Below are 14709 nucleotides of genomic sequence, written 5' to 3' on the forward strand. Positions count from 1 at the left end.
CCACACCGGACCGCCACCAGTAGGTGCTGTCCACCTGACCGCCGACCTGGGCGCAGGCGGCGAGCCGCCCGGCGACGCCGGGCAGCACCGAGCGGCCGAACCGGCGCAGGGTGGTCCGCGCCGACGGCCAACCGCCGGTCCGCGTCCAGTCGTGCACGGCCGCGCTGGCCGTACCCGCCGCCGCGGCGGCGGTGAGCAGCGGCGCCGCGGCGAGGGTCAGGAGGATGCCGAGCAGCGCGAGGTCGGCGGCGTCGCGGGCGACGTCACGCCAGTCCCGGCACCCGCCGGTGTCCGCCGGTTCAGCCCTTGATGCCACTGGTGTTGATCCCTTCGACGAGCATCCGTTGGAATGCGACGAAGAACAGGAAGACCGGCAGCAGCGACAGCACCGACATGGCGAACATCGGGCCGACCGCGCTCTGGCTCGTGGAGTCGATGAACAAAGTCAGCGCGACCGGGACGGTGTAGTCCTCCAGTTGGGACAGGAAGACCAACTGGCGGAAGAAGTCGTTCCAGGTCCAGATGAACGAGAAGATCGCGGTGGTGACCAGCGCGGGGCGGCTCAGCGGCAGGATGATGTGCCGGAAGATGCCGAACGGGCCGGCGCCGTCGGTCCGGGCCGCCTCGTCCAGCTCGCGCGGGACACCCCGCATGAACTGCACCATGAGGAAGACGAAGAACGCCTCGGTGGCCAGGAACTGCGGGATGAGCAGCGGCAGGTACGGCCACTCGCCGCCGACCAGTCCGAGCGTCCGGAACAGGATGTACTGCGGCACGATCAGCACGTGTTGGGGCAGCAGCAGCGTGCCGATCATGACGGCGAACCACACGCCGCGCAGTCGGAACCGCAGCCGGGCGAAGGCGTACGCGGCCAGCAGGCAGGACAGTCCGTTGCCGACGACGGTGAGCAGGCTGACCATCGCGCTGTTGAGGAAGAACCGGCCGAAGCTGACGTCGAAGTTGGACCACCCGGCGGTGTAGTTGCCCGGAGTGAACCGCCGCGGCAGCAGCCCGACGTTGTTGACGATCTCCTCCTGGGACTTCAGCGAGGTGCCCACCATCCAGATCAGCGGATAGAGCACCACGGCGACGATCGCCGCCAGGATCAGCAGTCGCAGCAGCGGCCGCCCGCCGGGGCGCCGGCGCGCGGTCGGCGTCGGTCCGGTCGGTACGCCGGCCGTCGGGGTCACCGCCACCATCACCGGTCCTCACCGTCGGAGTAGTGCACCCAGAACCGCCCGGTGCTGAAGAAGATCGCGGTGAGCACCGCGATGGCGAGCAGGAACACCCAGGCCATGGCCGACGCGTAGCCCATTTCGAGGTCGGTGAAGCCGGTGATGTAGAGGTTCAGCGTGTACATGAGCGTGGAGTCGACCGGGCCGCCGGTGCCGTTGCTGAGGACGAACGCGGCGGTGAAGCCCTGGAATCCGTTGATCGTCTCCAGCACCAGGTTGAAGAAGATCACCGGGGAGAGCATCGGCAGGGTGACGTTGCGGAACTGGCGGAACCGGCCGGCTCCGTCGACCGAGGCGGCCTCGTACAGCTCGGTGGGCACCTGTTTGAGACCGGCCAGGAAGATCACCATCGGTGCGCCGAACTGCCAGACGGCGAGCACCATCAGCGTCTCCAGGGCCCAGTCCGGGTCGTTGACCCAGGGCTCGCCCTGGATGCCCACCAGGCTCAGCAGCGAGTTGAACGCGCCGTCGCGGTTGAACATGTTGACCCAGACGATGGCCAACGCGACGCTGCCGCCGAGCAGCGACGGCAGGTAGAACAGACCGCGGAACAGCCCGATCCCGCGCCAGGCACGGTTGAGCAGTAGCGCCACGCCGAGCGCCGCGACAAGCTTCAGCGGTACGGCGATCAGCGCGAAGGTCAGGGTGACCCGCACCGCGTGCCAGTACGACGGGTCGGCGGTGAACATCCGCTCGTAGTTGGCCAGCCCCACCCACCGCGCCTCGGAGAAGGGGGTGAGGATGTCGTAGTTGGTGAAGCTCAGGTAGAGCGACAGCAGCATGGGGATCGCCGTGACACCCATCAGGCCGATGAGCCACGGCGACAGGAAGACGTACCCCGCCAGACCTTCGCTGTGCCGCAGGTGTCCGGGCCCACGCCGGGAGGCGTGGGCCCGGTTCGACCCGGGGCCGCGTCGGGTCGGGTCGGGCGCCGTGGTCAACGCCACGAGCAGCTCCTCTCCTCGCCTGGTGCGGCGGTCAGGCGATGGCGGACTTGCACGCCTCGACGAACTGGGCGGCGGCAGCGGCGGTGGTGGCCCGGCCGTACTGGGCGTTCTCCGCGGCCTTGATCAGCTCGGACTTGACCTTGCTGTGCCCCTTGATCGGCACCTGCGGGGACTCGCCGAACTTCTGGGTCAGCTCCGCCTCGACGGCGATGGACTGCTTCATGGCCGGGTCGGTGGTGTCGTCGCTGACCACCCGACGCAGGTCCAGGTTGGACGGCAGGCCACGGTCGGTGCCGAGCAGCTTGACCGCCTCCTGGTCGTTGTTCAGGAAGTTGATCACGTCGACCGCGATGTCCCTGTTCCTGCTGCCCTTGAACACCGACCAGTACATCGAGGCCCGGGCCCACTGCGCGCTCGGGTCACCGGGGTAGGCGACCACGCCCAGCTCGTCCTTGGTGTTCTTCTTCAGGTCCGGCATCTGGTTGGCCCAGACCCAGGAGGTCGCCGACTTGCCGGTGACCACCAACTGCTTGGTGACGTCGCTGGAGTTGCCCTCGTGGATGACGTCGGCGGTCGGGGTGGCCCTGCGGTCGCGGGCGCCCTTCCACAGGTCGAACCACCTGGTCACGTCCTCGGCGGTGAAGCCCAGTTCCCTGCCCTCGTAGAGGTCCTTGCCCTGCTGGCGCAGCCACACCCAGAACGCCTTGTAGTCGGCGCTCGGGTCCTGCGTGCCGGGCACCCCGGTCTTCCTGGACACCTCCTCGGCCCAGGCGATGTGCGCCTCCCAGCTCATCCCGGTGGTCGGCTCGGGCAGGTTGTGTTTGGTCAGCAGCGTCTTGTTGTAGACCAAACCCTGGGTGTTCTCCCCGGCGGCCAGGCCGGCGAGCTTGCCGTCGACCACGCCGTACTGCCAGAGGCTCTCGGGGAACTTGGAGGTGTCCAGCTTGCCGGACTCCTGGTAGGAGGTCAGGTCGAGCGTGGTGCTGCGGGCCGCGTACTCGGCCAGGTAGTTGTCGTCGATCTGGAACAGGTCCGGCGGGTTGCCGCCGGCGGTGAGCGTCGCCAGCTTGTCGAAGTAGCCCTGGTTGGCCTGCCAGGTCGTCTCGAAGGTCACGTTCGGGTGCTTCTTGGTGTAGAGGGCCAGCGCGTCCTCGGTCAGCTTGGCCCGTGCGTCGCCGCCCCACCAGAAGATGGAGAGCTTGACCGGGGCGTTCGGGTCGGCGGCGGAGCCGTCGTCTCCGCACGCGGCGGCACCGAACATCAGCGGCGCGGCGACCGTCGCGGCGAGCAGGCCGCGCAGCAGCCGCCGCCTGGGCCGCGGGGTACGGTGATGGCGCCCGACGGGCGTGTCAGTGGTGGGGGGCGTTGCGGGGTGCATGTGCGCTCACTCCTCGGCATTAGGAGGCGACGGCGTCACCGGTGGCCGCGGTCGGGATGCCCGGGCCCGCAGGGCAATGCGGGTCCGGGCCAAGCGAGGCGGCCGGGGGACGTGCCGGTCGGGCCCGCGGGCCCGGGCCGGTCGAGTCGCGGATGACCAGGTCGGTCTGGAGCATGACCTGTGCGGTGGTACGACGGACGCCGAGCGCCGTCCCGGCACCGAGCCCTCGCGCGCCGCGCGGTGACTCGGTGTCCTGTTGCAGCAGCATGTCGACGGCCGTGCGGCCGGCGGCCGCGGTGGGCGTGGCCACCGTCGTCAGTCTGGGGCGGGTGAGCCGGCTCAGGGCGATGTCGTCGACCCCGACGACGCTCACCTCCTGCGGCACCTGGATCCCGAGCGCGTCGAGCCCCGCGATGAGGCCGATCGCCATCAGGTCGTTGTAGGCGAGCACCGCGGACACGCCGCTGCGCCGCACCTGCTCGGCGACGGCGGAGCCGCCGGTCTCGGTGGGCGCGTTCGGGCCGAGCACGGTCAGCTCCCCGCCGCCGGCGCGGGCGGCCGTGGCGGCGCGCGGCGCATCTCCCGGTTGGTCCAGGAGCTGCGCGGTCCGCCGAGCAACGCGATGCGATCGTGGCCGAGGCCGATCAGGTGCTCGATCGCCTCCCGGGCACCCTGGCCGACGTCCATCAGCACGCAGGGCAGGCCGGTCACCTGGCGGTTCACCACCACCAGCGGCACCTCGCGGCTGAGCTGTTCGATGAGGCTGTTGCTCATCCGCGGGCTGCACAGCAGCACCCCGTCGACCTGTTTGGCGAGGGCGTGGACCAGCTCCTCCTCGGCGGTCGGGTCCTCGTTGGTGTCGGCCACGAAGACGTGGTAGTCGCGGTGCCGGGCCTGGCTCTCCGCCGCCTTGATCAGCGGTGGGAAGAACGGGTTCGCGATGTCGGCGATGATCAGCCCGATGTTGTGCGTACGGCCGGTGATCAGGGCCCGGGCGGCCCGGTTCGGGCGGTAGCCCAGATCCTCCGCGCAGGCCAGCACCCGGACCCGGGTCTCCGGGTTGACCAGGTGCGGGGCGGAGAAGGTGCGGGAGACGGTGGAGATGTGCACGCCGGACGCCCGGGCGACGTCCCGGATGGTGACTGGCACGGCGGCCCCTTCGTCCGGTGTGGCGGCGGTCACGTGGGTGTCGCCCATTAATGCAAACGGTTGCTCCAGTGTCAACGGTGGATGGTGACGGCTCTGGTGCGCCAGGGCTCCCAACGGTGATCTACGAGTCCGCAAAGAGGGACATTTGCCGCCGATTGCGCCGTCCACGTTGACGCGATCGGATCGACCGTGATTACTTCACTGCAAACCTTTGCAGGATCACCGGGGAGGCCACCGAATGTCATCGAGAGCCGGCGGGCGGACCCGGTACGCCGTCGTGGGCACCGGCGCGCGGGCCGAGATGTTCGTCCGGGCCCTGGTCCTCGACCACCCCGACACCACCGAGCTGGTCGCCTTCGCCGACGTCAACCAGGCCCGGATGGACGCGCACAACCGCTGGCTGACCGAGCTGGGCCACCGCCCGGTGCCCACGTACCCGGCCGGTGACTTCACGGGCGTGCTGGACAAGGAGCGGGTCGACGTCGTCCTGGTCACCAGCGTGGACGTCACCCACGACGAGTACGTGGTGGCCGCGCTGCGGTCCGGCCGGGACGTCGTCACCGAGAAGCCGATGACCGTGGACGCGCCCCGCTGCCGGCGCATCCTCGACGCGGTGACCGAAACCGGCGGCCGGGTGACGGTCGCCTTCAACTACCGCTACAACCCCCTGCACGAACAGGTCCGTCGGCTGCTCGCCGAGGGGGCGGTCGGCGAGATCGGCTCGGTGCACTTCGAGTGGCTGCTCGACGTGCGCCACGGCGCCGACTACTTCCGCCGCTGGCACCGGGACAAGGCCACCTCCGGCGGGCTCATGGTGCACAAGGCCAGCCACCACTTCGACCTGGTCAACTGGTGGCTGGCCGCCACACCGGTCGAGGTGTACGCGGCCGGCCGGCTCTTCTTCTACGGCGACGGCGGCCGCCGGCACGGCTACGCCCGCGACTACGAGCGGGCGCACGGCTCCCCCGCCGCCGTGGACGACCCGTTCGCGCTGCGACTCGACGCGCACCCCCGACTGCGCGAGCTGTACCTCGACGCCGAGGCCGAGGACGGCTACCAGCGCGACCGCAACGTCTTCGGCCCCGGAGTGAGCATCGAGGACGACATGGCGGTGCTCGCCCGCTACTCCACCGGCGCCACGATGACCTACCACCTCACCGCGTACGCCCCCTGGGAGGGTTACCGGGTGATGGTCAACGGCAGCCGCGGTCGGCTGGAGCTGGAGGTGACCGAGAACGACTTCGTCGACCGGGGCACCGCCGGCGCGGTCAAGGGCGCGCCCTGCACGGCGCCGAGGCGCCGGCCGAGGGCGGCGGCGCGAGCCTCACCCTGCGCCCCTTCTGGGAACCGCCCCGACAGATTCCCGTCGAGGGCCGCACCCGGCACGGCCACGGCGGCGCGGACGCCCGGATGACCGGGGTGCTCTTCGGCGGCCAGTCCGACCCGCTGGACCGCGCCGCGACCGCCGACGACGGCGCGTTGGCCCTGCTCACCGGTCTGGCCGCCAACCGGTCCTTCGAGACCGGCCAACCGGTCCGGGTCGCCGACCTGCTCACCCTCCACTGACCACCGACGAGGAGCCCAGCCAAGTGCCGACGTCCGACCACAGCGATCTGCTCCTGCCATCCGAGCCCGGCCAGCGGGCGCTGGCCCGCGAGTTGTACGCCCTCGCGGCGGAGCAACCGATCATCTCGCCGCACGGGCACGTCGACCCGGCCCTGCTCGCCGAGGACCGGCCCTTCCCCGACCCGGCGCAGCTGCTCATCGTGCCCGACCACTACCTCACGAGGATGCTGCTCAGTCAGGGCGTACCCCCGGCCCGGTTGGGCGTGCCCACCCGTGACGGCAGCCCGGTGGAGACCGACGGCCGGGTCATCTGGCGGCGGTTCGCCGCGCACTGGCACCTGTTCCGGGGCACCCCGTCACGGCTCTGGCTGGAGCAGACGTTCCGCACCGTGTTCGGGGTGCACACACCGTTCGGCCCGGCCACCGCCGACACCCTCTACGACGAGATCGCGGCCCGGCTCGCCGAACCGGACTTCCGGCCCCGGGCGCTGTTCGAGCGGTTCGGCATCGAGGTGCTGGCCACCACCGAGTCACCCCTGGACGACCTCGGGCAGCACGCCAAGCTCGCCGCCGACGGGTGGGGCGGGCCGGGCGGCCGGGTGGTCACCACGTTCCGCCCCGACGACGTGGTGGACATGGAGTTCGAGGGCTGGGCGACCAACGTGGACCGACTCGGCGCGCTGGCCGGCGAGGACACCGGCACGTACACCGGCTATCTGGCGGCGTTGCGGGTCCGGCGCGCCGCGTTCATCGCCGCCGGGGCGACCTCCTCCGATCACGGCCACCCGACCGCGCGCACCCTGGACCTGACCCCGGCCGAGGCCGAGCGGCTCTACGACCGGGGCCGGCGCGGCGAGGCCGACGCCGCCGACGCGGAGGCGTTCCGGGCGCACATGCTCGTGGAGTTCGCCCGGATGTCGCTCGACGACGGCCTGGTCATGCAGCTGCACCCCGGCGCGGTGCGCAACCACAACCGGTGGTTGCACGCCCGGCACGGACGGGACGTCGGCGGCGACGTCCCGCAGGCCACCGAGTACGTGCACGCGCTCGCGCCGCTGCTGGAACGGCACGGCAACGACCCCCGGCTGCGGGTGGTGCTGTACACCCTCGACGAGGACACCTTCACCCGCGAGCTGGCACCACTGGCCGGCGGGTACGCCGCGCTGCTGCTCGGCGCGCCCTGGTGGTTCCTGGACTCCCCCGAGGTGCTGCGCCGGTTCCGGGAGGCGGTCACCGAGAGCGCCGGCTTCTACAACACCACCGGTTTCGTCGACGACACCCGGGCGTTCTGCTCCATCCCGGTACGTCACGACGTGGCCCGCCGGGTGGACGCCGGCTTCCTGGCACGGCTGGTCGCCGAGGACCGGCTGCCGATGGACGAGGCGGCCGAGACCATCGTCGACCTGGCGTACCGGCTGCCCAAGCGGGTCTTCAACTTCGGGAAGGGCGAGTAACGGTGACGGTGACCATCACCTCCGTCGAGGTGCACGACGTGCGGTTCCCGACGGCCGCCCGGGGCGACGGCTCCGACGCGATCAACCGGGGTGACTACTCGGCGACGTACGTGGAGCTGGGCACCGACGCCGGGCCGATCGGCGCGGGGTTCACCTTCACCAACGGCCGGGGCAACGAGATCACCTGCGCGGCGGTGCACGCGCTGGCCCACCACGTGCGCGGTCGCACGATCGAGGAGATCGCGGCCGAGCCGGTGGCGTTCTGGCGCTCGCTCAGCGCCGACGTGCAGTTGCGTTGGCTGGGGCCGGAGAAGGGCGTCATCCACATGGCGACCGGCGCGCTGGTCAACGCGGTGTGGGACCTGCGGGCCACCCTGGCCGGCAAACCCATGTGGCGGTTCCTCGCCGAGCTGCCCACTGACGAGCTCGTTGCCAACGTCGACTTCCGGCACATCAGCGACGCGCTCACCCCGGACGAGGCCACCGCCATCCTCGACAAGGGACGCGACGGGCTGACCGACCGACTGGCCGCACTCGAACGCGACGGCTTTCCCTCGTACACCACGTCGGTCGGCTGGCTCGGCTACCCCGACGACAAGGTGCGGGCGCTGACCCGGCAGGCGTACGACGACGGCTGGCGGGCGATGAAGATGAAGGTCGGCGGCCCGCTCGCCGACGACCTGCGCCGGGCGCGGATCATCCGGTCCGAGATCGGCCCGGACGCGCTGCTGATGATGGACGCCAACCAGGTGTGGGACGTCGACGAGGCGATCACCGCCATGACGGCGCTGGCCGAGGTGGACCCGTACTGGATCGAGGAGCCGACGCACGCCGACGACATCCTCGGTCACGCCCGGATCGCCCGCGCGGTCACCGAGCTGACCGGCGGCCGGTGCCGGGTGGCCACCGGCGAGGTCGCCGCCAACCGGGTGATCTTCAAGCAGCTGCTCCAGGCCGAGGCGATCGGCGTGATGCAGATCGACGCGTGCCGGGTCGGTGGCGTCAACGAGGTTCTGGCCGAGCTGCTGCTGGCGGCGAAGTTCGGCGTGCCGGTCTGCCCGCACGCCGGCGGCGTGGGCCTCTGCGAGTACGTCCAGCATCTGGCGATCTTCGACTACCTGCGGGTGGGCACGAGCCTGGACGGGCGGATGATCGAGTACGTCGACCACCTGCACGAGCACTTCGTCGATCCGGTTCGCACGCGGGGCGGCCGCTACCTGCTGCCCGAGCGTCCCGGCTACAGCGCCACCATGCGACCCGCGTCGGTGGCCGAGTTCCGTTTCCCGGACGGCCCGGCGTGGCGGTGACCGTCGGCGCCTCCCGGCTCGGCCTGGGTGTGCTGCGCCAGCTACCCGTCGAGGCCCGTCCACTCGTCCGGCCGGGCACCGTGCCGGCCGGCGTCGTACACCTGGGGTTGGGCGCCTTCCACCGCGCGCACCAGGCCGTCTACACCGAGGCGGCGGTCGGCGCGGCCGGCGGCGACTGGGGCATCGTGGCCGTCGCGCCGCGCAGCACCGCGCTGGTGGAGGCGCTCGCCGCGCAGGACAACCTGTTCAGCGTCAGCACCCTCTCGGCGGCCGGCAGCACCACGCGGGTGGTGGGCGCGCTGAGCGGCGTACGGCACGCGGCCAGCGACCCGGAGGCGGTGGTGGCGCTGCTCGCCGACCCGGCGGTGCGGGTGGTGACGCTGACCGTCACCGAGAAGGCGTACCAGCTCGACCCGGTGACGGCCAGCTGTGCCCGGATTCGGCGCTCGCCGCGGACCTGGCCGGCGGCCGTCCGCCGACGACCGTGCCGGGGCTGCTGCTGCGCGGGCTGGCCGCCCGTGCCGCCGCGGACGCCGGCCCGGTCGCCCTGGTGAGCTGCGACAACCTGCCCGCCAACGGTCGACGGCTGCGTGGCCTGGTCGACCAGGCGGTCGTCCGCGCCGCCGGGGTGCCCACCGGGCTCGTCGACTGGGTCGCCGGCAACGTCACCTGCCCGGGCACCATGGTCGACCGGATCGTGCCGGCCAGCACGCCCGACACGATCGACGCGGCCCGGTGGGCGCTCGGGGTGACCGACCTGGCGGCGGTGGCCGCCGAGCCGTACGCGCAGTGGGTGATCGAGGACGACTTCCCGGGCGGGCGGCCGGGTTGGGAGCACGCCGGGGCGGTGCTGACCGGCGACGCGGGCCCGTGGGAGCGGTTGAAGCTGCGCACCCTCAACGGCGTGCACTCGGCCGTCGCGTACCTGGGGGCGCTGGCCGGCCGGGAGACGATCGCCGACGCCCTGGAGATCCCGCACCTGACCGACGTGCTGCGCCGGCTGATCGCCGAGGACGTGGCGGCCAGTTTCACGCCGCCCGACGGGGTGCGGGTGGTCGACTACGGCGAGCAGGCCCTGGCCCGGTTCGGCAACCCGGCGATCCGGCACCGCACCCTCCAGGTGGCGATGGACGGCTCGCAGAAGCTGCCGCAGCGGATCCTGCACACCATCGCCGACCTGCGCGCCGCCGGCCGGTCCGCGCGCTGGGGCGCGCTGGTCGTCGCTGCCTGGTTGCGCTTCGCGCTGGGGTACGCCGACGACGGCCGGCCGCTGCCGTTGCAGGACCCACTGGCCGCGCCGATCCGGGCCGCGCTGGACGCCGGCGCGCAGAGTCCGGCCGGCGCGGTGGACGCCGTCTTCGCGCTGCGCGACGTCATCCCGGCCGAGGTGGCCGCGACGACGAGGTACGCGCCGAGGTGACCGCCTGGCTGACCGCGCTCGAACGCCACGGCGTCGAGGCCACCCTGGCCGGTGTGCGGTGAACGGCTTCGCGCCGGTCGGTGCCCGGTGAACGGGGCGGTGCCGCCGACGCGGGTGGCGGTGATCGGGGCGAACGGGCACGGCCGGTGGCACCGCCGGGTGATCGCGCCGTTGCACGCCGACGGCCGGTTGCGCCTGGTCGCGCTAGTCGACGTCGAGCCGGTGCAGGACGATCCGGTCGCGCCGCTGCCGCCCGGGGTGCAGGTGTTCACCGACCACCGGGCGATGCTCGCCGCCACCCGACCGCAGGTGGTGGTCGTCTGCACCCCGCCGCACACGCACCTGCCGATCGCCCGCGACGCCCTCACCGCCGGCGCCGACCTGCTGCTGGAGAAGCCTCCGGTGCTGTCGCTGGCCGAGCACGAGGAGCTGACCTGGGCGTTGAGCACCGCCGGCCGGGTGGCCCAGGTCGGATTCCAGGCGCTCGGTTCGGCGGCGCTGACCGCGTTGACCGACGCGCTGGCCGCCGGCCGTCTCGGCACCGTCACCGGCATCGCCACCGTGGCCGCCTGGCAGCGCCCGGACGCCTACTACGCCCGTTCCGCGTGGGCCGGTCAACGGACGCTGAACGGACGGCCGGTGCTGGACGGCGCGCTGGCCAACCCGCTCGCGCACGCCGTGATGCAGTGCCTCGCCGTCGCCGGGTCGCTCGGCGGGGCGCCGCCCTGGCCGGTCGCGATCGAGGTGGAGCGCTACCGGGTCCGGCCGATCGAGGTGGAGGACACCGCCGTGCTGCGGATCCGGTTCCGTGCCGGTCCGCCGGTGCTGGCCGCGGTGACCCTGGCGGCCGAGGAGTTCGTGGCCGGTGAGGTGATCGTGACCGGCTCGGCCGGGCGTGCGGTGCTGGAGTATCCGACCGACCGGCTGCGGCTGCCCGGGGACGTGGTGACCCGGCGCGTCCCCGGTCGACAGGGGTTGCTGGAGAACCTGCTCGCGCACCGGGCCGACCCGCTCGGGGTGCCGCTCATCGCGCCGCTGGCCCGTACCGCGCCGTTCACCGCGCTGCTGGACGCGCTGCGGGCCGCGCCGGAGCCACGGCTGCTCGACGGCGATCTGGTCGTCGGTGTGGGCGACGGCGAGGAGCGGGTCCGCCACCTGCGGGGCGTGGTCGACGTGCTGCGCCGGTCAGCCGAGCGGGCGGCGCTGCCGAGCGAGTTGGCCGTGCCGTGGGCGGTGCCCGCGTACCGCGCCGAGCTGACCGGATAGGGGCCGGACCACCACCAACGTTTGGGGAGATCGATGCGCAGAATCCTCGCGGGCGCCACGATGGCCGCCCTCCTTCTTCACCCTGGACGCGGCGGTCGACCCCGGCCGACCTGCTCTACGACTGGGGTGGCACCGCGCTCACCGAGCGGGGCACCTGGGTCCGCCAGGGAATCTCGTCGTCGGGTCCGCGACGTTCGGGCTCATCGATGTGGTGAAGATCGGCTATAAGTGACGCATGGACTTCCCGCCGCACCTGGGCAGCATGCCGATGCACGCGATCACCGAGATCCACGGTGAGCCGGGGCTGCTGGAGCGCTTCCGGTTGGAGATCCAACAGTTCGACGCCGACGCCCGCACGCGGCTGACCGCCGCTCTGGACCTCGCCGCCGACCTGCACCGCGACGACCGGCGGGTCCGCGAGCCGTACCTCAACCACCTGCTGCGGGTGGCCATCCGGTTGATGCACCACTACCAGGTGCGCGACGTGGACGTGATCGTCGCCGGTCTGCTGCACGACTCGGTCGAGGACCACCCGGCCGAGTTGGCCGACGGCGACGCCGGGACCGACCAGACCGCGGCCGCGCTGGCCACGCTCACCGCGCGGTTCGGGCCGCGGGTGGCCACGCTCGTCGCCGCCGTCACCAACCCGGTGTACGACCCGCGGCGCGACCGGAACACCCAGTACCGGGAGCACCTGGCGGTCAGTCTGGAACGGGAGCCGTGGGCGCGGGTGATCAAGGTGTCGGACTTCACCGACAACGGCGTGGGGGTCATCCACACGATCGGGCCGAAGGTCGTCTCCTCGGCCCGCAAGTACCGCCCGCTGGTGCCGCTGTTCCGCGATCTGGTCGGCCGGCCGGACACCCCGCTGTCGCCGGCGGTGAAGCGGCACATCTTCGGCCAGCTCGACCTGGCCGAGGAGCGGTTCAGCGCCATCCTGGACCAGCCGGCCCTCCCCACCTGAGCAGGCCGGACCATCACCCGATCGCCCAGACCTGGATCGCCGAGTTCAGCCAGGCGCCGCGGCCCTACGTGGACGGCGCAGGCGGGGGGGTGTCACTCCTGAGTGCGCCATACCTCAGAGTCATATTCATACCTCAGAGTCATAGCGCTCATCAGGGTGGCCGCCCGATCGACGGTCAGGAGGTCGCGACCTCGTGCAGGACGACGCGTAGGGGGTACGGGGCGGTGGTGGCGACGTCGCCGAGCACGGCGAGCAGCAGGGCGTACTGATCGGCCGGCTCGTCGACGAGCAACTGGCCGGCGTCGGTGACCACCAGGGTGAGCGGGGCGGCGTCCAGCCGGTCCCGCAGCACGTCGGAGAGAGCGTCCCAGGTGTCCCCCAGGTACGGCGGCAGGGCCAGCGCGGCGGCGAGCGCGGCGAACAGCCCCGCCCTGGTCCGGGTCGCCGCGCCCGCCAGCACCACCGCGCCGGGCACGTCGACGTCGCCGTGCCGGTCGACGGTGAGCCAGCCCGGCAGCCGGTCGTCGTCCTGGTGCGCCATCGGCGCCTCCTGTCTGCGGGTCGAGCCGCGGGGCCGGCCGGGTCGGAGGGCCCGGCGACCCGGTCGGTCAGAGCCGGTAGAAGTCGGTGTAGTGGTTCGGCGAGAACCAGGTGACCCCGGTGCTGCGGTTCACCACGATCCGGTACGCGTCGCGGGCCGCGCCCTGGGTGCGCGGGTAGACGTCGTACTCGTAGTAGGTGGCGTTGGTCGGCAGTTGTCCCTCGTAGTTGTAGAACCGGCCGCCGGCGAAGTTGGACAGCCCGCCGCTCCAGGAGTACCAGCCGCGGCTGGTCGGGAAGCCCTTGGCGGACCACCCCGAGCGGGCGGCACGGGCGTCGGCGCAGCGGCTGACGGTGCACGAACTGTAGACCGCCGCCGAGGCGGAGTCGGTCAACCGGGGGTCCACCACGGACGGGCCGGCCAACGCGGCGGCGACCATGGCGAGGAGCAGGGCAACGGTGGTGGTACGCCGGCCCGGATGATCCGCTCCCCCGGCCCGGCCCAGCCGTTGCGACGGCGCGACGATCACCAGGCGGCGGCCTGGTGTCGCGCGGGTCGGCCCGTGCCGTGCGGCGTGGCGACGGGCATATCGGTCACCGGTTGTTAGCGTGACGTGCGGATCCGTGACCATGGAGGGGTGCCATGACGGACGCCCCCGACGGGAGGCCGAGACCCCCGGACCAGTGGCGGCAGCGGGGCATCCGCGGGCTGACCGTTGCCCGCGACGTGAGTCTCCGCGGTTGGCGATGGTGGACGCGAAGCTGGGACCGGCTGGTCGCCGCGCTCCAGGACGAGGCGCCCGTGGGTGCCCGGGCCGACCCGTCACCGTCCGGCCCGCTCGTCGAACAGCGCGACGCGCCCCGGCTGATCGCAGTCCCCGCCCGCGGGTACGTGTACCTGTTCTACATCCGCGCCACGTTCGCCTGGTCGTCTCCGGCAAGCCTGCGGTCGGAGGTGCTGAGCTGGTACGTGCAGTACTTCCAGCCCCACGCGATCCAACGCCTGACCCGGCTCGCCGCCGACGCCGCCCGCGACCTACCGCCGCACCGTGCGGGGGACCTGGAGGTGGCGTTGCAGCAGACGCTCGCCGACGAGCCGGAGTGGTCCTACCGGCGGGGCGAGGTCGTCATCACCTGCCGACCCGACGCCACCGTCCGGCTCGACCAGCGGATCGTGCCGGCGCTCCAGCCGCACGTCGACCGGATGGTGAAGCTGGAATACCAGTTCGACGAGCAACTTCGCAAGGCCCGGTACGCCGAGGAGCTGAGCCGACGCTGGACGGCCATCCTCTGCGACGACGCCGACGACCAGGACGTGGCCGACGCCCGCAACCACCTGCTCAGCACGCAGCGGGAAGCCGCGAGATGGATCGCCGAACTGCTACACAACCACGCCGAGCACCCGCCGAACCCCGTGGACGCACATTCCGTCCCACCCCAACAACGCCCCAGCCCACCCTGACCCCCACTCCCCCCTCTCCCC

At 72.2% G+C, this 14709-nt stretch carries 11 protein-coding genes and 3 pseudogenes; 7 read left to right on the plus strand and 7 right to left on the minus strand.

The window, feature by feature from the left end; all coding sequences use genetic code 11:
- The 5 genes and pseudogenes from cutA to JNW91_RS22970 form a co-directional block, all read right to left on the minus strand.
- On the minus strand, nt 1-109 hold a 109-nt coding region (gene cutA / locus JNW91_RS34030; protein ID WP_407664372.1), incomplete at its 3' end, for a divalent cation tolerance protein CutA.
- Between the two features lie 190 nt (nt 110-299).
- Entirely contained in the window at nt 300-1199 is a 900-nt protein-coding gene (locus tag JNW91_RS22955) for a carbohydrate ABC transporter permease (RefSeq protein ID WP_238425523.1), read from the minus strand.
- The gene (locus tag JNW91_RS22960; RefSeq protein WP_203177528.1) at nt 1199-2182 is read right to left on the minus strand and encodes a carbohydrate ABC transporter permease; all 984 of its coding nucleotides are present in this window, start codon (nt 2180-2182) and stop codon (nt 1199-1201) included. The genes JNW91_RS22955 and JNW91_RS22960 overlap by 1 nt, the downstream gene beginning before the upstream one ends.
- Before the next feature lie 31 nt (nt 2183-2213).
- Complete coding sequence (locus JNW91_RS22965) at nt 2214-3560, minus strand: ABC transporter substrate-binding protein (RefSeq protein ID WP_203177529.1); 1347 nt, start codon at nt 3558-3560, stop codon at nt 2214-2216.
- Between the two features lie 19 nt (nt 3561-3579).
- A pseudogene (locus JNW91_RS22970) lies at nt 3580-4709 on the minus strand (LacI family DNA-binding transcriptional regulator).
- A gap of 238 nt (nt 4710-4947) precedes the next feature.
- On the opposite strand from JNW91_RS22970, the pseudogene JNW91_RS22975 reads away from it, so the two are divergent.
- From JNW91_RS22975 to JNW91_RS23000, 6 genes and pseudogenes are all read left to right on the plus strand, one after another.
- Nucleotides 4948-6275: pseudogene (locus JNW91_RS22975) on the plus strand (Gfo/Idh/MocA family protein).
- Between the two features lie 23 nt (nt 6276-6298).
- Entirely contained in the window at nt 6299-7729 is a 1431-nt protein-coding gene (gene uxaC / locus JNW91_RS22980) for a glucuronate isomerase (protein WP_203177530.1), read from the plus strand.
- A gap of 2 nt (nt 7730-7731) precedes the next feature.
- Complete coding sequence (locus JNW91_RS22985; protein WP_203177531.1) at nt 7732-9036, plus strand: enolase C-terminal domain-like protein; 1305 nt, start codon at nt 7732-7734, stop codon at nt 9034-9036.
- A pseudogene (locus JNW91_RS22990) lies at nt 9027-10518 on the plus strand (mannitol dehydrogenase family protein). The gene JNW91_RS22985 and the pseudogene JNW91_RS22990 overlap by 10 nt, the downstream one beginning before the upstream one ends.
- 25 nt (nt 10519-10543) lie before the next feature.
- Nucleotides 10544-11722, plus strand: a complete 1179-nt coding sequence (locus JNW91_RS22995; protein WP_203177532.1) for a Gfo/Idh/MocA family protein — start codon at nt 10544-10546, stop codon at nt 11720-11722.
- A 235-nt stretch (nt 11723-11957) separates the two neighbouring features.
- Nucleotides 11958-12686 (plus strand): HD domain-containing protein, encoded by a 729-nt coding sequence (locus JNW91_RS23000; protein ID WP_203177533.1) that lies wholly within the window; start codon nt 11958-11960, stop codon nt 12684-12686.
- A 175-nt stretch (nt 12687-12861) separates the two neighbouring features.
- On the opposite strand, the gene JNW91_RS23005 is transcribed toward JNW91_RS23000, so the two are convergent.
- Together JNW91_RS23005 and JNW91_RS23010 are read right to left on the minus strand one after the other, a co-directional pair.
- Entirely contained in the window at nt 12862-13227 is a 366-nt protein-coding gene (locus JNW91_RS23005; protein WP_203177534.1) for a barstar family protein, read from the minus strand.
- Between the two features lie 67 nt (nt 13228-13294).
- Nucleotides 13295-13666, minus strand: coding sequence for a ribonuclease domain-containing protein (locus JNW91_RS23010; RefSeq protein WP_238425527.1), 372 nt, complete (start codon nt 13664-13666; stop codon nt 13295-13297).
- Between the two features lie 203 nt (nt 13667-13869).
- Here JNW91_RS23010 and JNW91_RS23015 point away from each other — a divergent pair, with 203 nt between their 5' ends.
- Nucleotides 13870-14688: a hypothetical protein gene (locus JNW91_RS23015; protein ID WP_203177535.1), complete on the plus strand. Its 819-nt coding sequence runs from the start codon at nt 13870-13872 to the stop codon at nt 14686-14688.
- Nucleotides 14689-14709 lie beyond the last annotated feature (21 nt).

This window comes from Micromonospora parastrephiae (assembly GCF_016802865.1).
Taxonomy (GTDB): domain Bacteria; phylum Actinomycetota; class Actinomycetes; order Mycobacteriales; family Micromonosporaceae; genus Micromonospora; species Micromonospora parastrephiae.